19 protein-coding genes and 1 riboswitch are annotated in these 18,378 nt (G+C 62.8%); of the genes, 10 read left to right on the top strand and 9 right to left on the bottom strand.

Translation table 11 applies throughout. The annotated features are described in order from the left end of the window. Window positions 1-82 precede the first annotated feature (82 nt). The 6 genes from ssb to ACFSJC_RS17385 all read left to right on the top strand — a co-directional run bounded on the left by ssb (window position 83) and on the right by ACFSJC_RS17385 (window position 5,238). Complete coding sequence (ssb, locus tag ACFSJC_RS17410) at window positions 83-586, top strand: single-stranded DNA-binding protein (protein WP_007039507.1); 504 nt, start codon at window positions 83-85, stop codon at window positions 584-586. A 52-nt stretch (window positions 587-638) separates the two neighbouring features. Further along, window positions 639-1,697: a dTDP-glucose 4,6-dehydratase gene (gene rfbB / locus ACFSJC_RS17405; RefSeq protein WP_386028462.1), complete on the top strand. Its 1,059-nt coding sequence runs from the start codon at window positions 639-641 to the stop codon at window positions 1,695-1,697. Between the two features lie 9 nt (window positions 1,698-1,706). Next, the gene (gene rfbA, locus ACFSJC_RS17400; protein ID WP_386028461.1) at window positions 1,707-2,588 is read left to right on the top strand and encodes a glucose-1-phosphate thymidylyltransferase RfbA; all 882 of its coding nucleotides are present in this window, start codon (window positions 1,707-1,709) and stop codon (window positions 2,586-2,588) included. After that, complete coding sequence (gene rfbC / locus ACFSJC_RS17395) at window positions 2,585-3,151, top strand: dTDP-4-dehydrorhamnose 3,5-epimerase (protein WP_386028460.1); 567 nt, start codon at window positions 2,585-2,587, stop codon at window positions 3,149-3,151. The genes rfbA and rfbC overlap by 4 nt, the downstream gene beginning before the upstream one ends. Then, complete coding sequence (gene rfbD / locus ACFSJC_RS17390; RefSeq protein ID WP_386028459.1) at window positions 3,148-4,062, top strand: dTDP-4-dehydrorhamnose reductase; 915 nt, start codon at window positions 3,148-3,150, stop codon at window positions 4,060-4,062. Before rfbC ends, rfbD begins: the two co-directional genes overlap by 4 nt. Before the next feature lie 309 nt (window positions 4,063-4,371). Next, entirely contained in the window at window positions 4,372-5,238 is an 867-nt protein-coding gene (locus ACFSJC_RS17385) for a hypothetical protein (RefSeq protein ID WP_386028458.1), read from the top strand. 71 nt (window positions 5,239-5,309) lie between these two features. On the opposite strand, the gene ribB is transcribed toward ACFSJC_RS17385, so the two are convergent. The 3 genes from ribB to ACFSJC_RS17370 all read right to left on the bottom strand — a co-directional run bounded on the left by ribB (window position 5,310) and on the right by ACFSJC_RS17370 (window position 7,115). Beyond that, a complete protein-coding gene (ribB, locus tag ACFSJC_RS17380) occupies window positions 5,310-6,068 on the bottom strand; it encodes a 3,4-dihydroxy-2-butanone-4-phosphate synthase (protein ID WP_386028457.1) in 759 nt (252 codons plus the stop codon). 112 nt (window positions 6,069-6,180) lie between these two features. Then, window positions 6,181-6,327: riboswitch (FMN riboswitch) on the bottom strand. A gap of 117 nt (window positions 6,328-6,444) precedes the next feature. Continuing rightward, window positions 6,445-6,672, bottom strand: coding sequence for a glycine zipper domain-containing protein (locus ACFSJC_RS17375; protein ID WP_386028456.1), 228 nt, complete (start codon window positions 6,670-6,672; stop codon window positions 6,445-6,447). A 44-nt stretch (window positions 6,673-6,716) separates the two neighbouring features. Next, a complete protein-coding gene (locus ACFSJC_RS17370; protein WP_386028455.1) occupies window positions 6,717-7,115 on the bottom strand; it encodes a Rap1a/Tai family immunity protein in 399 nt (132 codons plus the stop codon). 314 nt (window positions 7,116-7,429) lie between these two features. Here ACFSJC_RS17370 and ACFSJC_RS17365 point away from each other — a divergent pair, with 314 nt between their 5' ends. After that, window positions 7,430-7,843, top strand: a complete 414-nt coding sequence (locus ACFSJC_RS17365; protein ID WP_386028454.1) for a hypothetical protein — start codon at window positions 7,430-7,432, stop codon at window positions 7,841-7,843. A 68-nt stretch (window positions 7,844-7,911) separates the two neighbouring features. Here the strand turns inward: ACFSJC_RS17365 and ACFSJC_RS17360 are convergent, their stop codons facing one another. Continuing rightward, window positions 7,912-8,724, bottom strand: coding sequence for a DODA-type extradiol aromatic ring-opening family dioxygenase (locus ACFSJC_RS17360; protein ID WP_386028453.1), 813 nt, complete (start codon window positions 8,722-8,724; stop codon window positions 7,912-7,914). Window positions 8,725-9,000: 276 nt separating this feature from the next. Here ACFSJC_RS17360 and ACFSJC_RS17355 point away from each other — a divergent pair, with 276 nt between their 5' ends. Further along, a complete protein-coding gene (locus ACFSJC_RS17355) occupies window positions 9,001-9,372 on the top strand; it encodes a calcium-binding protein (protein ID WP_386028452.1) in 372 nt (123 codons plus the stop codon). A 97-nt stretch (window positions 9,373-9,469) separates the two neighbouring features. On the opposite strand, the gene ACFSJC_RS17350 is transcribed toward ACFSJC_RS17355, so the two are convergent. From ACFSJC_RS17350 to ACFSJC_RS17340, 3 genes are all read right to left on the bottom strand, one after another. Then, window positions 9,470-10,006 carry an REP-associated tyrosine transposase gene (locus tag ACFSJC_RS17350; RefSeq protein ID WP_386028451.1) on the bottom strand — a complete coding sequence of 179 codons (537 nt, stop codon included), beginning with the start codon at window positions 10,004-10,006 and terminating at the stop codon, window positions 9,470-9,472. 221 nt (window positions 10,007-10,227) lie between these two features. Further along, a complete protein-coding gene (locus ACFSJC_RS17345) occupies window positions 10,228-10,725 on the bottom strand; it encodes a DUF6653 family protein (protein ID WP_386028450.1) in 498 nt (165 codons plus the stop codon). A 633-nt stretch (window positions 10,726-11,358) separates the two neighbouring features. Then, the gene (locus ACFSJC_RS17340; protein ID WP_386028449.1) at window positions 11,359-14,289 is read right to left on the bottom strand and encodes a ribonucleoside-diphosphate reductase subunit alpha; all 2,931 of its coding nucleotides are present in this window, start codon (window positions 14,287-14,289) and stop codon (window positions 11,359-11,361) included. Between the two features lie 544 nt (window positions 14,290-14,833). On the opposite strand from ACFSJC_RS17340, the gene ACFSJC_RS17335 reads away from it, so the two are divergent. Further along, entirely contained in the window at window positions 14,834-15,298 is a 465-nt protein-coding gene (locus ACFSJC_RS17335) for a CBS domain-containing protein (RefSeq protein WP_386028448.1), read from the top strand. A 98-nt stretch (window positions 15,299-15,396) separates the two neighbouring features. On the opposite strand, the gene ACFSJC_RS17330 is transcribed toward ACFSJC_RS17335, so the two are convergent. Then, complete coding sequence (locus ACFSJC_RS17330) at window positions 15,397-16,038, bottom strand: hypothetical protein (RefSeq protein ID WP_386028447.1); 642 nt, start codon at window positions 16,036-16,038, stop codon at window positions 15,397-15,399. Window positions 16,039-16,080: 42 nt separating this feature from the next. Further along, window positions 16,081-16,434: a S24 family peptidase gene (locus ACFSJC_RS17325; RefSeq protein ID WP_386028446.1), complete on the bottom strand. Its 354-nt coding sequence runs from the start codon at window positions 16,432-16,434 to the stop codon at window positions 16,081-16,083. Window positions 16,435-16,556: 122 nt separating this feature from the next. Here ACFSJC_RS17325 and ACFSJC_RS17320 point away from each other — a divergent pair, with 122 nt between their 5' ends. Beyond that, a complete protein-coding gene (locus ACFSJC_RS17320; protein ID WP_386028581.1) occupies window positions 16,557-18,371 on the top strand; it encodes an ABCB family ABC transporter ATP-binding protein/permease in 1,815 nt (604 codons plus the stop codon). Window positions 18,372-18,378: the final 7 nt, after the last annotated feature.

Genomic DNA, 18,378 nt, shown 5'->3' with positions numbered 1-18,378 from the left:
ATCCGACGCCGATGTCTGGCTGGCCGTTTGATTTTTTGCGAGACAACAATCGCTCACGCACGACGTGTAGCGGGAGGAAGGTATGGCGGGTATCAATAAGGTGATCTTGATCGGCAACCTCGGGGCCGATCCCGAGGTTCGCTACATGCCGAGCGGCGACGCGGTGGCCAATGTGCGGATCGCGACCAGCGAGACCTGGAAGGATCGCAACACCGGCGAGCGTCAGGAGCGCACCGAGTGGCACAACGTGGTCTTCTTCGGCAAGGTCGCCGAGATCGTCAAGCAGTATCTGCGCAAGGGCTCCAAGATCTACGTCGAGGGCAAGCTCCGCACCCGCAAATGGCAGGGGCAGGATGGCCAGGACCGCTATTCCACCGAGGTCGTGGTGGACATGAACGGCACCATGCAGATGCTCGACGGTCGTCAGGGGATGGGAGGCGGCTCGGCCGCGCCGTATCCGGAGGAGTCCATGTCGGCCCCGCGCGGCGGTGGCCGCGCTCCGCAGCAGCAGCCCTCGGCCCCGGCCGGTGGTTCGAGCGGCAGTTACGGCGGCGGCCCCGACTTCGACGACGACATCCCGTTCTGAAGACGATTTCGTGGTGGATTCGCATCCTCTCGCGTGGCTCTAGGAGGGCTTCATGCGCACCCTATTGGTAACCGGCGGCGCGGGCTTCATCGGCGGCAACTTCGTTCACTATCTGATGAACGAGACCGATGTCCGCGTGGTCAATCTGGACGCCTTGACCTATGCCGGTAATCGCGACACGCTGGCCGATCTCGAGGGCAACCCGAGGCACATCTTCGTCCAGGGCGACATCGGCGATGCCGCGCTGGTGAGCCGTCTGCTGGCCGAATATGCCGTCGACGCGGTGGTGAACTTCGCCGCCGAGAGTCATGTCGACCGCTCCATCGACGGGCCGGGCGCCTTCATCCAGACGAACGTGGTCGGCACCTTCAACCTGCTCGACTGCGTTCGCGCCCACTGGAATCGGCTCAGCGACAGTGCGCGCGAGGGCTTTCGCTTCCTGCACGTTTCGACCGACGAGGTCTACGGCTCGCTGGGGCCGACCGGGCTCTTCACCGAGACCACGCCCTATGCGCCCAATTCGCCCTATTCGGCCTCCAAGGCGGCCTCGGATCATCTGGTGCGGGCCTGGTTCCACACCTACGGGCTGCCGGTGCTCACCACCAACTGCTCGAACAACTACGGTCCCTATCAGTTTCCCGAGAAGCTGATCCCGCTGATGATTCTCAAGGCTCAGCGCGGCGAGGCCCTGCCCATCTACGGCGATGGCGGCAATATCCGCGACTGGCTGTTCGTCACCGACCACTGTCGCGCCATCTGGCGGGTGCTGGAGGCGGGCACGCCCGGCGAGGTCTACAACGTCGGCGGCAACAGCGAGCGGACCAATTTGGAGGTGGTGGATACCCTCTGCGCACTGCTCGACGAGCTGCTGCCCGGCTCGCCGCATCGCCCGCATACCCAGCTCAAGCGCTTCGTCACCGACCGTCCCGGTCACGACCGCCGCTACGCGATCGATGCCAGCAAGCTCAAGCGCGAGCTGGGTTGGGAGCCGACGGAGACCTTCGAGTCCGGCATGCGGCGCACCGTGAGCTGGTATCTGGACAACCCCGACTGGTGTCAGGGCATTACCTCCGGGCGCTATCGCGGCGAGCGTCTCGGCACCGAGCAGTAAGGACGCACCATGAATCGTAAAGGCATCATCCTGGCCGGCGGCTCCGGCACCCGGCTCTATCCCTTGACCCGGATCGTCAGCAAGCAGTTGCTGCCGGTCTACGACAAACCGATGATCTACTATCCCCTGTCGACGCTCATGCTGGCGGGGATTCGCGAGATCCTCATCATCTCCACCCCGCAGGATCTGCCCATGTTCCGCGCCCTGTTGGGCGACGGCTCGCGGTGGGGGATCTCGTTGAGCTATGCCGAGCAGCCCCATCCGGGCGGGCTGGCGCAGGCCTTCATCATCGGTCGCGACTTCGTCGGCGATGCGCCCTCCTGTCTCATCCTGGGCGACAACATCTTCTACGGCCACGGACTGGTCGATCAGCTCAAGGCGGCGAGTGCCCGTGAGCAGGGCGCGAGCGTCTTCGGCTATTACGTCTCCGATCCGGAGCGTTACGGCGTCGCCGAGTTCGATGCCGAGGGACGGGTGGTGAACCTGGAGGAGAAGCCCCAGTCGCCCAAATCCAACTGGGCGGTGACCGGCATCTATTTCTACGACGCCAAGGTCTGCGATCTGGCCGCAGGCCTCGTCCCCTCGCCGCGCGGCGAACTGGAGATCACGGATCTCAACAACTGCTATCTGCGCCAGGGCGAACTCTCGCTGGTTCGCATCGGACGCGGCACCGCATGGCTCGATACCGGCACCCATGCCTCCCTGATGGAGGCCGGGCAGTACATCGAGACCATCGAGAAACGTCAGGGGCTCAAGATCTGCTGTCCCGAGGAGGTCGCCTATTTCAACGGCTGGATCGACGAGGCGCAGTTGCGTGCCCAGGCCGCAGAGCTGCAGAAGAGCGGCTACGGCGACTATCTGCTGAGCCTGATCCAGCGGGGGCGGGTATGAAGGTCATCGAGACCGAGCTTCCAGGCGTCCTCATCATCGAGCCCAAGGTCTGGGGCGACGAGCGCGGCTATTTCCTGGAGACCTATCGCGCCAACCGCTACGCCGAGCTCGGTATCCCTCAGCCGATGGTGCAGGACAACCAGTCCTTCTCCCGTAAGGGCGTGCTGCGCGGGCTTCATGTCCAGCATCCGCATGCCCAGGGCAAGCTGGTGCAGGTGCTGGCTGGGGAGGTGTTCGACGTCGCCGTGGATATCCGGCGTGGATCCCCCACCTTTGGAAAATGGGTTGGCGCGATGCTCTCGGGCGAGAACAAGCGTCAGTTGTGGATTCCGCCCGGTTTCGCCCACGGTTTTCTGGTGACCGCCGAGACGGCGCTCTTCGTCTACAAGAACACGGACTATTACAGTCCAGAAACAGAATTCAGCGTGCGCTGGGACGACCCCGAGATCGGTATCGACTGGCCTCTTGAGGCCGATCCTGAACTCTCCCGCAAGGACAGCGAGGCGTTGCCTCTCGCCGACATCCCCGCGTCTCGCTTGCCAGGTTACGAGGATTACGCATGAAGAATTCAGGTGGTTCGGTCAGTCGGCCCACGTTGCTGCTGATTGGCTCGAATGGACAGGTCGGCTGGGAGTTGCGCCGCACACTGGCTGGCATCGGTGACGTGGTCGCCGCTTCGATCGAGGGCGAGTGTGGCCCCGTCATCGATCTCATGGATTCCGATGCTCTGGCCCGGCTCATCAGCGAGACCAAGCCCGATGCCGTGATCAATGCCGCCGCCTACACGGCGGTCGACAAGGCCGAGGTCGATCGCGAGATCGCTCAGCGCATCAACGCCGATGCCGTGGGCGAGATGGGGGCTCTGCTGGCGAAGACCGGGACGCCGATCGTCCATTATTCGACCGACTTCGTCTTCTCCGGCAATCTGAACCGTGCCTACACCGAGGACGATGTGCCGGATCCGCTCAACGTCTACGGCGAGACCAAGCTCGGCGGCGAGCGCGCACTGCTGGAGTCGGGCGCCAAGGCATTGGTCTTCCGCACCAGCTGGGTCTATGGCGCGCGCGGGGCCAACTTTCTGCTGACCATGCTGCGTCTGTTCAAGGAGCGTGAAGAGTTGCGGGTGGTCGACGACCAGATCGGCTCGCCGACCTGGAGCCGCATGTTGGCCGAGATGACCTCCATGGTGCTCTACCGTGTGCTGCGCGGCGATCTGGACCTGGACGAAGTCGGCGGGCTCTACAACCTCACCGGCTCCGGACAGGTGAGCTGGTGCGGCTTCGCCAGCGCCATCCTGGAGGCAAGCGGCCTGGACGCGCGCCTCATTCCCATTCCCTCGACCGAATATCAGGCCCCGGCCATGCGCCCCATGTACTCGGTGCTCGACAACAGCCGCTTCCAAGAGACCTTCGGGCTAGCCATGCCCGACTGGCGTCTCTCGCTGACGCAGTGTCTGGAAGAGCTGAAGCGGTAGCCATTCCACTCCGGGCGAGGTCCCGCCGGGTCCAGCTCGGCGGCATCTCCCAGATTAGGCTCGCGCTTCATCCGGGTTATGGCGCGTAGCCTGGGTGGAGCGCAGCGAAACCCAGGACCCCTGTTCGGGTCGCACTCGACGGTCGCGATCTGTTTCCCGTCCTTCACGACATTGACCCCTGCGTACCCTTCCGTCGCATCTTCCGAATAGTCGCGTCCGCGAAAATTTGTCCCCATCGATTCAGGATAGAATGTCGCTCCCATGGTGATGCGACATCGCCGATAGCGATCGATAAAACGAGGAGATGACATGTCGAGATACTGGCTATTGCCGATGGCGTTGACGGCCGGATTGATGTCGGCGAGCAGCGAGGCGGCCCTGGTGGTCACCGAGACTCTGGATGGAGAGTCGCAGACGCGGATCTATCATGACGGCGCCTATTTCGAGGTCGAATCGGGGCGTCTCATGAATCGCATCGATCTCAAGCAGGATCGTTGTCTCATGGTGAACCACGAGGCACGCGTCTATTTCGAGGGTGCATGCGAGGGCGGGCTCGACGAACTGATGGCCACTTTGAAGGCGGAATTCGATCGCCAGATCGCGACCTTGTCCCCCGAGCAGCGCGAGCAGATGCAGGCGATGGTCGGTGCCATGATTCAGGGCACGGGGCGCGGCACGGTGGGCTTCAAGCGTGACGGAGCGGGGGCGGTCGCGGGCTACGACGCCGAATCCTACCTCATCACCATCAACGACGTTCCCTATAGCACGATCTGGGTGTCTTCGGATCTCGAGGCGGCGATTAAGAAGGAGTTCGATCTGGACGCCTTCCGGCGTTGGGAGCGCAAGATGCGCGAGGAGATCGATGCCATGACCCATCAGTTCGGGGATCAAAAGAGGGACGCCGATCCGATGGCCGAAGTGTTCGACGCTATCGTCGCCAAGGGTTACCCTGTCAAGGTCGTGCCTAATCCGGCGGCAGACATGATGGGTATGATGCTGCCTCCGACGATTGCCGACGAGGCCAGCGAAACGATCGAGGTGATCTCGGTCGAGCAGGCATCCGATTTCCGTCCCGAATCCTTGAGTCCGCCGGATGACTACGCGAAGTTGTCATCCTGGGCCGAGTTCATGCGGGCCGACATGGGCAGCGAGGACGAGGATCACGCTCACGACTGAGCGCGATACGTCTCGACACCGCTCGGTTGGCGGAGGCATGTTTCGGCCTCCGCCAACCACTCCGATCGGGCTCAGACGGCCTGATCCATCTCCACGGGCTCGGCCTCGGCGCAATCATCCGCGTTCGCGGCCGATGTCTTCGCCGTCACCACGGACCGCTGGCCGAGTCGGCCCTGGCGATAGGCGACCAGGTCCTCGATCGTCAGCACCGGCATCTCGTGGCGTTCGGCGAACGCGACCACCTCCGGCAGTCGCGCCATGGTGCCGTCCGGGTTGGTCAGTTCGCACAGCACCCCGGCTGGTCCGAATCCCGCGAGCGTCATGAGATCGACCGTGCCCTCGGTATGACCGCGCCGGGCCAGAACGCCGCCGGCACGTGCGCGCAGCGGAAAGACATGTCCTGGGTGCGACAAATCCTCCGGTCGCGCATCCTCTGCGATCGCCGCCTGAATGGTCGTGACTCGATCGGCGGCCGAAACGCCGGTCGTCACGCCGTGGCGCGCTTCGATGGTGACGGTGAAGGCCGTCCCGTTTTGGCTGGTGTTGTGATCGACCATCATCGGCAGTTCGAGCTGCTGGATCCGCGCCTCGTCGAGACAGAGACAGACGATTCCGCTGCACTCGCGGATGAGCATCGCCATCTGCGGTGCGGTGATGGTGTGGGCGGGAAAGATGAGATCACCTTCGTTTTCGCGATCCTCGTCGTCGACCAGAAGGACTCCGCCGCCTTGACGGAGATGCTCGATCGCGATCTGGACGCGTTCCAGGGGTGAGCCGAAACGGCTCAGGAGACTCGTCGAATGAGTCTGGTTGGATTCGGTCTGATTCATGGCTCTCTGATACCGGCTTGTCGGTTTGCCAGAATCAGGGCGTGTTGGAAACGGGTGGTATAAATACCGGGCAATAGGGAACTCTGTCCCCGAAGGGACGCTGTCGGTACTGCCTTATCCTCTTCCATCCGGACTCTAACCGTCGGCTCCGGATTCGCACCGGATCTGCTGACCCTGCCTTGCGGCAGGCGCTCGCGGGCTGCTCCGCTGACGCGGAATCACCGCCGGTCGGGAATTTCACCCTGCCCTGAGAATAAGCGACTGGCGTGCTCCGGGTGGAGCACGCCCTTGATACTACGAGACATGGGCCAGCGGGGCAATGTCGATCAGGGGGCGCGTCTTGCTGGCCCAGGCGACGGCTAGGCCCCCTTTGGACTCAGTCGATGTGTCCCTTTTTGTGCTGATCGTACAGATAGCCGCCGAGCGCTCCCGCACCGGCTCCGATGAGTGCACCGGCCCCGGCGTTGGCGCTGAGCGATCCGATCAGTGCGCCGCCGGCGGCGCCCATGAGGGCGCCGCTACCGGAGCGTTCTCCTGTGGTGGTACCGCAGCCGGCGATACCGATGACAGCGGCGAGCGTGAATGGGATGAAGAGTTTAGGCATGGTCGGGCGCTCCTGATGAGATGAAAGGGGATGGCTCGTGAGTGCTACTTGCATGGATATTTCTCGGCAAGCGCGCGAACGAGACCCACAACGGGTGTTTCGTTCATCAGCGTCTCATTCCCGGCGTTCTTCTTCGCCCAGGCGAGGAATGCCATGCGTCCATCGTCGATGGTCACGCTCTTCGGATAGCAAATCAAAGGTTTCAGCTTCTTACGGTCCGTGACTGCGTCGTGATATTGCACGGCTCCGTGGATGAAGCCCCGGCATGCGAAGGAGGCGGGGACGTATTCAGGTGCGCCGGGCTCGACCGAGCACACCTGATAGAGATCTTCCGTGGTATCGAAGTCGATGTCTTCGTCCTGGACCGCAATGGCCGATTGGCTTGCCAGCAAGGCCGCGACTGCGGCGCCCAGGGTTGCAGCAAACAATGGGTGTGTCGGCATCTGGCTGAATCCTCCCGATCGATTGATGAAAGCTTCGGCTCGCGATCTCCAGGGAGCCGGCCGTGCGATTGGGCCTCGGCCTCCAATTCATAGCACGATCTGGCACCTGGCTGCATGCCCGAAATGGACAATGCGTGCATGCCGATGGATCTTGCTAGGCGCGCGGTACCGCTGGCCGATTCGTCGAGGCCGACTTTACCCGGTCGAGACCTTTATTTAGGCTACTCGGCGGGTGGCATGTCCCCTTGTTTCGCCGCTCGTTCGCTGCGCCTTCCTGTCGGGAGGGCGGCCCCAATCGACCCCAAGGAACGACCATGGCCATGATCAAACGACCGCTTGTTTCCGCCATCCTGTTCGGCGTCTCGATCCCGCTCCTGACGGCCTGTGGGCCCATGTACCGCACCGTCTACACCTACACACCGCCCACCGACCTCGAAGGCAAGCGGTGCCTCAATCAGTGCCTGGCGATGCGCGAGATGTGCCGCTCCAACGCCGAGGGCCGGGCGGCCCAGAATCGATCGAACTGCCAGCAAAGCGCCATGGTCAGCTATACGGCGTGCATCAGCACGGCCAAGAGCGATGCCGAGCGCGCGAAATGCACGGACAGCAGCTATTCGTGCAACGAGCAGGCGAATACCTCGCAATGCGACGCCGACTACCGCGTCTGCTACAGCAACTGCGGCGGAATCGTGGACAGTCGCGAGGTCTGCGTCTCCGGCTGTCAATGATCCAGGGTGCCTCGGTCGCGCCCGATGATCTGGACCCGGCGGGGCGTGCCTTTCGATTTCTCGCCGGCCTAGACGGGCGACTCCGTCCAGAGATACATGCTGGATTTCTTGCCCATGATCCGCAGTTCGAATGCCTCCGAACTGGGGGCTTGGGCGCATCCGTAACAGACCTGCAGTGGCAGCAGGTGTTCCTCGCGCGGGTGGCAATAACGGGCCGAGGGGGCCTTGGCCCACTGGATCAGGCGCCGCTCGCGTTCCTCCTCGTCGAGATTCGTACTGGAGCAGGTTTCCAGCAGCCATTCCTCGAACGCCGCGTTCATCTCCGCCGATTCGGTCGTCTCCTGACCGAAGAAGGCCCGCATGTTGTGAAAGGAGAACCCGGAGCCGATGACCAGCAGGTTTTCGTCTTCCAGTCCCCGGAGCGCCCGTCCCATGGCGAGATGCGCGGTTGGGTCGAGGTCGTTCACCAGTGACAGCTGAACGCAGGGGATGTCCGCCTCCGGGTACATGAGCTTCAGGGGCACGAAGAGCCCGTGGTCGAATCCGCGTTCCGCGTCCAGTTTGGAGGGGATCCCTGCCTCTGCGAGCAGTGCATGAATCCTCTCGGCTAAGCGCGGTTCGCCAGGGCAGGGATATTGGATCTCGTAGGACTCTTCGGGGAACCCGTAATAGTCGTAGATCAGATCCGGACGGTCTCCCGAGGTGATGGTCGGAATCCTCTCCTCCCAGTGCGCGCTGACCAGAATGATGGCCGAGGGCCTGGGATAGCGGGCGGCGATGTCCTCCAGGCACTCGACCATCTCCGCGTGTGCCCTGTCGCCCAAGAGGGGCAGGGGGCCTCCGCCATGCGACAGGAACAGGACGCGAGCTTTATCGTTCATCGGCAACTCTGATTCGGATCATTGGGGGCATGAGCGAAGCCTATTGCACCGGGGGAGGACGGTACAGCGGAATGTTCCCGCCTCGTGTCTACATCGGCATTGCGAATTTTCCGGGCCGGGTTCGATGTCTTGCGGCAGTAGGCGGATGAGAGGATTCTGCCCTCCAGCGAGGATCTCGCCGAGGCCGAGGTCGGGATCGACCGCTTTGATCCAGGAAACGGACCTCTGGGGCGAGGGCTCAGGTTCATCGTCGATTGGTCAACGGGGTGTCTCTCAGTGACGAAACGAGAAAAGGACGAAGCACGGGAAGAGCGTATCGAGATGGAGGTGGTCGTGGACGCCTACGGCCCGGAGGAGCGGGCCATGGGCTGGTACTACTACCTCGACGACAGGCTGAGCTTTCCTTTCAAGGCGCGTTGCGCACGGGAGCGGACGATTTCTCCCTTGCGCACCGGCGAGGAGGTGCTCGTCGAGCGCCTGGCTCCGGAGGACGAGTGTCTGCAGGAGATCTTCGTCTTGATCGCCTGGCAGGACCGGACGTTGGGCCTTCCATTGGCGCAACTCGACGTGGTCGAGTCCGATGAGGACACGCTCGAGGCCGTCGGCGACTGGCATTACTGGGTGGAACAGGGATATTCGTACGGATGAGGGCGAGGGAGCGGAGGCATCGCCCTTGCGGCGGGGTAGCGAGATCCCGCGCCCTCTTCGCCAAGCATGCGGCGCAATACGCTGGCGCTATTGCGCCCTACATGGGCTCGCCGGGTCGTACCGAAGCGTCAGGGTCTGACGCCCAATCTGTCGTATAGATTCCCGCCTCGACGAAGCGGGCAAAGGTCGAAAACGGCCAATCCCGCGCCCGTGAAGCATGGCCATGCTTCACGGGATTGATGTGGACATAGTCGCAATGTGCCGCGAAGTCGCGATTGTCGCGGATCGCATGCTCCCAGAAACGCCGCTGCCAGATGCCTCGCTCCCCTCGACGTCGTCGTACCTCGGAACGATATTCGGTCGATGCCATGGCGCGCGAAAAATGCTGTTTGATGGTCCGCCAGCGATTGGCGTAATCGGCATCGCCCTCCGGCAGTGTCCAGATGGCATGCAGATGATCCGGCAGCACCACCCAGGCATCGATGTGGAAGGGATAGCGACCCCGAACCCGCCGCACCGACTCGCGCAACGCATCGATATGCCGAACCAGCAGATCGTTCGGATAGCGTTCCAGCAGATTCACCGTGAAGAAATAGGTCCCACCCGGAACCCGAACGCGACGATAGTCCGGCATCCTTCCTCCATGTCCGCCCCACCCACTCCGCCCAATGTAGGGCGCAATAGCGAAGCGTATTGCGCCGAATGGAAATTGGCACAGGTCGAGCAGGTTGGCAGCATCAGACGAGACCTCGAAATCCGAGTGGCATGCGGCGTTGGTGTGGCGTTCACGCGAACCGCCCGCCAACCATGCGGCGCAATACGCTATCGCTATTGCGCCCTACGCGGGCTGAACTTTCATGGATTAAGGCGGCGTTCGCGCCGCATATCTTCATAGAGCCAGACCATCCGGTCTAGGAACCAGCTCTTCGCAAGATAGGTCAGCGCTAGGCCGCTGGCGGCGCCGGGGATCGAGTAGACGAGCGCCGACCCGAGAGCGATCAGAAAGCCGACCAAGGCGACGGTCTTGAGAATGGCGAATAGGGGCGAGCGATGATGGTCGGGGATTTCGACCCGATCGCGATCCAGATAGAGGCGTTCGCCGAGCACTGCCTTCGAGGCCCAGGCGTCAGTCGATTTCGGTTTTGGAAACAGCGCCGGATTGATCAGCATCCAGGCGATCGATAGCGCAAGTGGAACGAGAAACCACCAGCCGATCCAGGTCCGGCTCCAAATCGCCAGCATGAGCAGCGGCAGCACGGAATAGCGGCTCCACACGCTGAGAGGGTTGGCGTGTCGCATCCAGTTTTCGTCGGTCAACCGGAAGGTCGACGCGATCTTGCGTTCGAGTGTCATGTGTCAGCCTGTCAGTGTGGGGCTCGATCATCTCCGGCGGAGGGGCGGCCGAAAGAGTGTGCGTCAGCCTCGCCTTGATCCATGTAGGGCGCAATAGCGAAGCGTATTGCGCCGAATGGAAATTGGCACAGGTCGATCAGGTTGGAAGCATCAGACGACACCTCGAAATCCGAGCGGCACGCAACGTTGGTGTGGCATTCACGCGAGCCGCTTGCCAACCATGCGGCGTAATACGCTTTGCTATTGCGCCCTACGCGGGCTGGCATTCTTTGTGTCGTGTGGATCTACTGGCTTGATTGCTGGTACCTACAAATGCGAGAGCGGCCCGATGTTTTTCCCATAGTGGAGCTTCATTTCGCATGAAATGCGTTTCTTCTTCCAGCAGAAAGTCTCAGCTACTAATCTTGTAATCTGTCGTTGGCTATGGGCATCGGGCCTGCCCCGAACTATGCGGCCGCTGAGCAGGCATAGTAGCCCGGGGCTAGTTCAAAAGTTTGGTCAATAACATCACCTCCTGTTGGCCTTTGGTTCGTAGGTTAAGGTCGCGTATGGATGCTGTTTCCTGCTGAGATATTCTCTGAATTGTAGCTGGCTATAGTCAGTCTAGCATCTGATAATCCTAACCAACTGCTCCTACTGACAAGCCTCACACTCCGGATCCAATATCGAGCAGGCACTCGGCGCCGTCGCTCCATTCCCTTTTCCATCCGGCGTGCTCTTATCCATTGCGATATAGCTCCCACCAACCGCACTCAATCGATTCGCCTTGCTCGAATCCGCCATGGTCGACTTCTCGACATGCGTCGCGCCCATGGACCGCAGGTAATAGGTGGTCTTCAACCCCCGCACCCAGGCGAGTTTGTAGAGGTTGTCGAGCTTCTTGCCGCTGGGTTCCTGCATGTAGAGGTTGAGGCTCTGGGCCTGGTCGAGCCATTTCTGGCGGCGGCTGCCGGCCTCGATGAGCCAGCGGGGGTCGATCTCGAAAGCGGTGGCGTAGAGCTGCTTGAGGTCGTCCGGGATGCGGTCGATCTGCTGGACCGAGCCGTCGTAGTACTTGAGGTCGTTGACCATGACCGAGTCCCAGAGTCCGCGCTCCTTGAGGTCGGCGACCAGGAAGGGGTTCACCACGGTGAACTCGCCCGAGAGGTTGGATTTGACGTAGAGGTTCTGATAGGTCGGCTCGATCGACTGGCTGACGCCGACGATGTTGCTGATGGTCGCGGTCGGGGCGATGGCCATGCAGTTGGAGTTGCGCATGCCGACTCGCTTGACCCGCTCGCGCAGGCTGTCCCAGTCGAGCGTGGTTCCGGTGTCCATCTGTAGATAGCCGCTGCGTCCTTCCTCTAGCCGCTTGATGCTGTCGATCGGCAGGATGCCCTGGCTCCAGAGCGAGCCCTCGAAGCTTTGGTAGCGTCCGCGCTCGCCCGCCAGCTCGGAGCTGGCCTCAATGGCGTAGTAGCTCAGGTATTCCATGCTCTGGTCGGCGAACTGCACCGCCTCCAGACTGGAGTAGGGGAGGCGCAGCCGGTAGAGGGCGTCCTGGAAGCCCATGATGCCGAGTCCGACCGGGCGGTGACGCAGGTTAGATTTGCGCGCTTGGGGGACGTTGTAGAAGTTGTACTCGATGACGTTGTCGAGCATGCGCATGGCGGTGCGCACGGTCTTCCGCAACCGCTTGGTGTCGAGCCCCTTGTCGGTGACGTGCGCGGCCAGGTTGATCGAGCCCAGGTTGCAGACCGCGATCTCCTGGTCGTTGGTGTGCAGGGTTATCTCTGTGCACAAGTTGGAGCTGTGCACCACGCCGACGTGCTGGTTGGTGTAGCGCAGGTTGCAGGGATCCTTGAAGGCGATCCAGGGATGGCCGGTCTCGAACAGCATGGCCAGCATCTTGCGCCAGAGGTCGACGGCCTTGATGCGCTTGCTGACCCGCATCTCGCCGCGCTCGGCCCGTGCCTCGTAGGCGAGATAGGTCTGCTCGAACGCCTGACCGTTGAGGTCGTGCAGATCCGGGGTTTCGTCGGGCGAGAAGAGTGTCCAGTTCCCTTCCTCGGCGACGCGCTTCATGAAGAGGTCCGGCACCCAGTTGGCGGTGTTCATGTCGTGGGTGCGGCGGCGGTCGTCGCCGGTGTTCTTGCGCAGGTCGAGGAATTCCTCGATGTCGATGTGCCAGGTTTCGAGATAGGCGCAGACGGCGCCCTTTCTTTTCCCGCCCTGATTCACGGCTACTGCGGTGTCATTCGCCACCTTGAGGAAGGGCACCACCCCCTGACTCTTGCCGTTGGTGCCTTTGATGTGGGCGCCCATGCCGCGTACCCGGCTCCAGTCGTTGCCGAGGCCGCCGGCGAATTTGGACAGGAGCGCGTTGTCCTTGATGGCGCTGTAGATGCCGTCGAGGTCGTCCGGGACGCTGGTGAGGAAGCAGGAGCTGAGCTGCGGGCGCAGGCTGCCGGAGTTGAACAGGGTTGGGGTCGAGCACATGAAGTCGAAGCTGGAGAGCAGCTCGTAGAACTCGATGGCGCGCTCCTCGCGGTCGATCTCGTTGATCGCAAGACCCATGGCGACGCGCATGAAGAATGCCTGGGGCAGCTCGAAGCGGACGCCCTCGGCGGTGTGGATGAAATAGCGGTCGTAGAGTGTCTGCAGGCCCAGATAGGTGAACTGGAGGTCGCGCTCGGGTTTGAGCGCGGCGCCGAGCCGCTTGAGGTCGTAGCGGGCGAGCTGGTGGTCCAGATGCTCCAGGTCGCCGGCGCGCTTGATGTAGGCGGCGAAATAGTCGGAGTAGCGTTCGGCCAGGTCGGCCTGGGTCTCGACGCCGCTGGCCATGTCGAGGAAGCCGAGCGCCTCGCGGCGCAGGATGTCGAGCAGCAGCCGGGCGGCGACCTGGCTGTAGTTGGGCTCGCGCTCGATCAGGGTGCGGGCGGACATGACCAGCGCCTGACGCACGTCGGTCTCGCGCACCCCGTCGAAGAGGTTGCGCAGGGTTTCGGCGAGGATGGCCGGGGCGTCGACGGCGTCCAGGTCGCGGCAGGCCTCGTCGACCAGCCGAGCCATGCGCTCGACATCCAGCGGGCGGGTGCTGCCGTCGTCCAGGGTGACGTTGAGTGTGTTGGCCTCTTGGACCTCGGCGGTCGCGGCGGTCTTCTCGGCGCGCTCGCGGGCGCGGGACTCGCGGTAGAGGACGTAGTCGCGCGCCACCTTGTGCTCGCCGGCGCGCATCAGCGCCAGCTCGACCTGATCCTGGATGTCTTCGATGTGCACGGTGCCGCCGCCGGGCAGGCGACGGGTCAGGGCCGACGTCACCTGTTCGGTCAGTTCTCGTACACGATCGTGGATGCGGCTGGAGGTGGCGGCGGATCCGCCCTCGACGGCCAGGAAGGCCTTGGTCATGGCGACCATGATCTTGTTGGGATCGAAATGGGTGACCTTGCCGTTGCGCCGGATGACCTGCACCTTGCCGGGGGCGTGCGCGGCGATCTCGATGTCCGTGTCGTTTTGCGCCTCGTTCTTGGCGATGCTGGTGACGTTCTGGATCGGGTTCGCGGGCGGCGTTTGGGTAGCAGACATGGCTCCTCCTCGTGGTTTGGTCTGGGTTTATCGGCCTGTGTCGGGCGAGGTCGCTCGCGTCGCAAGGCGCGCGCAGGGTGTGGAATGCGGCCAATATATACGCGATAGCTCGCGAGTCAACCACTATATGTTGTGCTATTTGTGCGCTCCGGGCACCGCCTGGCTGTGGGGGATGTGTGGATGCATCGGCGCGTGCCGCGCCGTTGCTGGCGCTGCGCGGCGTTCGGCAAGGGATGCTCGGTCGGGTCGATCGGTTGGGGCTCGCGCGCTATCGGGCCGCTTCGGTTCGACTCGGTTGGCGGAGCCTGTGGACGTCGCTGCCGGTCTTAGGAGCGGAACTGAGTTGATGTGGATCCGGGTGGAGCGGGCGGGGCCTTCAGACGAGGCGGTTTCCAATGGGGCTGTCGGGCCTGCGGGGTGGCGGGCGTGCACTCAACGTTTCCGTGGTTGCGCCGACTATACTGAATCGCATCCGCCCGCCTGAGCTTGAATACAGACATAGGCGGATCATGACGACATAACGATGAGAGCGAGGACGATTGAGATGAAAGTCAAAGATGCCATGAGCCGTTCGGTTCGATCCGTTGCGCCCGATGCCAAGATCGCCGAGGTCGCTTCATTGATGTGCCTCTATCGTTTCCACGGTCTGCCCGTGGTCGACGAGGGCAATCGCTTGATCGGGGTGATCGCGGAGAAGGATGTGCTGCATTGTCTCTTCCCCAAGCTGGAGGACCTGATGTCCGAGGGCATGCATCATGTGGATCTGGATCGCGAGATGGCGCGCTATTCCGACATTCTCGACCTGCCGGCCGAGGAGCTGATGACGCGCAATCCGATCTCGGTCGGTCCCGAGATGCATCTGCTGCGCGCCGCGACCGAGATGGTTCGGCACAACTTTCGTCGTATTCCGGTGACGGAGGATGGGCGGCTGGTCGGTATGCTGAGTCTGGGCGATGTGCACAAGGCCATCTTCCATGCCAACGTCCGTGGAACGCTCAAGGCCGCCTGAGGGTTGGCTGAATGGGCGTCGCTGGACGTCCGAACGGGAATGCGAGGCCGGGATCTTCCCGGCCTTCATTCGTTGGAGGCAACGCCCTCGGCGCCGGGCTATAGGATCCAGCCGCCGGTGCGCCGATCCTCCATCGGCGGCGCCAGCTCGCAGGCCGCCGACTCGATCACTCGGGGCTGGGTGAGCGGATAGGCCGGGATTTGTAGCCGTTGGAGCCTGGCCTGAAAGGCGGTGCAGTATTCGTGGTGGAAGGTCAGGAACAGCGGATGGGCGGCGATGCTCTGGACCTCGTCGATGAAGGCCAGATAGTTGCGGGACTGGGTCATGTGGTAATTGGACGGGATGTCGCCGAGCCGGAAGCGTTCGACCCTTGGGCCCCAGAGCGGAAAGACCGAGGGGCTGAAGAGATGCAGCACCCTGGCGGCTCCGACCAGGGACCCGAGACAGGCGGCGACGGACTCGATGCAGTCGAGCGAGAGCGAGGCGCCGTCCTGGCGCGCGTTCATGCAGGCCTCGGCGGCTTGGTCGAGATGGTTGGCGTCGAGACAGAGCGAGTGCGGCATCCAGCCGTAGGCGAGCGTCGCCGTGCGCAGGAAGCTCTCGACCGGACTGGCGCTCGGTGCTTGGGCCGTCGTCAGCAGCAGGGGGTAGGTGCGCATGAATGTCGTTTCCCTGGCGTTGCCGTGATATCCGCTCTTGCGTACCAGCTCGACCGCTTCGTATAGGGTTTCGATATCCATGCGTGGCCTCGTTGAAAGTTGCAGGCGGCGAACGGCTTCCGCTCAGGATGTCTCGGGTGTCCGAGAATAGTCGTAATGCTTGATTTTGCGTCTCACGTTGCGCTGGATGATGCGCCCCAGGACCGACCACTCCAGCCCTTGCAGCGCGATCTCCGGGTAGAGCGGATTCAACGCGACCAGGCGCGCGGATCCGGGCGTCTCTTCGAGATACTGTCGGAACCAGCGCACCCCTTCCACCTCGGCGAAGACGTAGTGCCCGTGGTGGCAGCTGTCGCTCGGTTCGATGATGACGATGCAGCGATCCGGAAACTCCGGCTCCATTTCATCGCCAAGCACCTGCAGTGCAAAGGGTTCCTGTAGGGCGCAACCCGTGCTGTCCAGGGAAGGATCTGACATCATTCGTCCTCTTTAATATTCCTCGGCGCCTCGAAGGCGGCGCGTCGGCTCTCGGCGCGCGCTCGGCGGCATGATCGAATCGACAGGGGCATGATACTCAGGGCATGAAAACACAAGGTCAGATGAACCGGGTCTTCGCGACCGAGCGGGTCCACGGGAACCGCCGCGATTGGTACAACCTGCGCGGCATGCTGCCCTATCTGTGGGAGTTTCGCGGTCGTGCCGCGCTCGCGATCGGCTGTCTGGTCCTGGCCAAGATCGCCAATGTCGGCGTTCCGCTCATTCTGAAGGACATCGTCGACGCCTTCCAGAATCCGTCTCGACAGATGTTGATTCTGCCCGTCAGCCTGCTCTTGGCCTATGGCGCGCTCAAGCTCAGCTCCTCGCTCTTCAACGAGTTGCGCGATGTGGTCTTCGCGCGGGTGCGCTATCGCGCCATGCGCCGACTCTCGGCCCGAGTGCTGGAGCATCTGCATCGTCTCTCGCTACGCTATCACCTGGAACGCCAGAGCGGGGCGGTCAGTCGCGACCTGGAGCGCGGCACGCGCTCGGTCTCGACCATCATGAACTATCTGGTGTTCAGCGTGTTGCCGGTGGTGGTCGAGTTCTCGCTGGTGGCGGTCATCATGCTCAGCCATTACGCGCTCTCGTTCGCGCTGGTGACCTTCGGCACGGTGGCGGTCTATTTCGCCTTCACCTTCGCGATCACCGAGTGGCGGATGGAATACCGGCACCGGATGAACCATCTGGATTCGCAGGCCAACACCCAGGCCTTCGACAGTCTCATCAACTACGAGACGGTCAAATATTTCGGCAACGAGCGGCTCGAACTCAAGCGGTACGACGATACCCTGGCCGAATGGGAGGAGATGGCGGTCGCCAGCCAAACCTCCATGTCGGTACTCAATTTCGGTCAGGGCGCCATCATTGCGGTCGGCGTGACCATCATCATGGCCTTCGCCTCTCAGGGGGTGGTCTCGGGTGCTATGAGCGTTGGCGATCTGGTGCTGGTCAACGCCCTCATGCTTCAGCTCTTCATTCCGCTCGGTTTTCTCGGCATCGTCTATCGCCAGATCAAATACGCACTGGCCGATATGGATCTCATCTTCAAGCTGCTGGACCGCAAGCCGGAGATCCAGGACCGGCCCGAGGCGCCGTCCCTGGCGCTGCGCGAGGGCGGCATTCGCTTCGAGCACGTGGATTTCCATTACCAGCCCGAGCGCCAGATCCTGCATGATCTGGATTTCTCCATCGAGCCCGGTCAGACCCTGGCCGTGGTCGGACACAGCGGGGCGGGGAAGTCGACCCTGTCGCGTCTGCTGTTCCGCTTCTACGACGTGAGCGGCGGGCGCATCCTCATCGACGGACAGGATGTGCGCACCGTCAGCCAGGAGAGTCTGCGCGCCGCGATCGGCATCGTTCCGCAGGACACGGTGCTCTTCAACGACAGCATCTATTACAACCTCGTCTACGGGCGCCCCGATGCGAGTCGAGCCGACATCGAGCGCGCCGCCGAGATGGCCCATATCCGCACCTTCATCGAGAGCCTTCCGGACGGTTGGGAGACGGTCGTCGGCGAGCGCGGGCTCAAGCTCTCGGGCGGTGAGAAGCAGCGCGTCGCCATCGCCCGAGCCATCCTCAAGCAGCCGCGCATCCTGGTTTTCGACGAGGCGACCTCCTCGCTCGACAGCCGCACCGAGCAGGCGATCCAGCAGACGCTGTCCGAGGTGGCCGAGAATCACACCACCCTCATCATTGCCCACCGGCTGTCCACCGTGGTCGATGCGGATCGGATCCTGGTCATGGAGCAGGGGCGCATCCGCGAACAGGGTACCCACCGCGCCCTGCTGGAGTCCGGCGGGCTCTACGCCTCCATGTGGGAGCTGCAGCAGCGCGAGGGTGTGGACGAGCGTTTGCCGTCAGGCCGTTCGGCCTGACGGCACG

This window comes from Thiorhodococcus fuscus (genome assembly GCF_042682685.1).
Classification (GTDB): Bacteria; Pseudomonadota; Gammaproteobacteria; order Chromatiales; family Chromatiaceae; genus Imhoffiella; species Imhoffiella fuscus.
The sequence above is the reverse complement of the archived record's forward strand: the minus strand, read 5'-3'. Positions and strand labels throughout refer to the sequence as shown.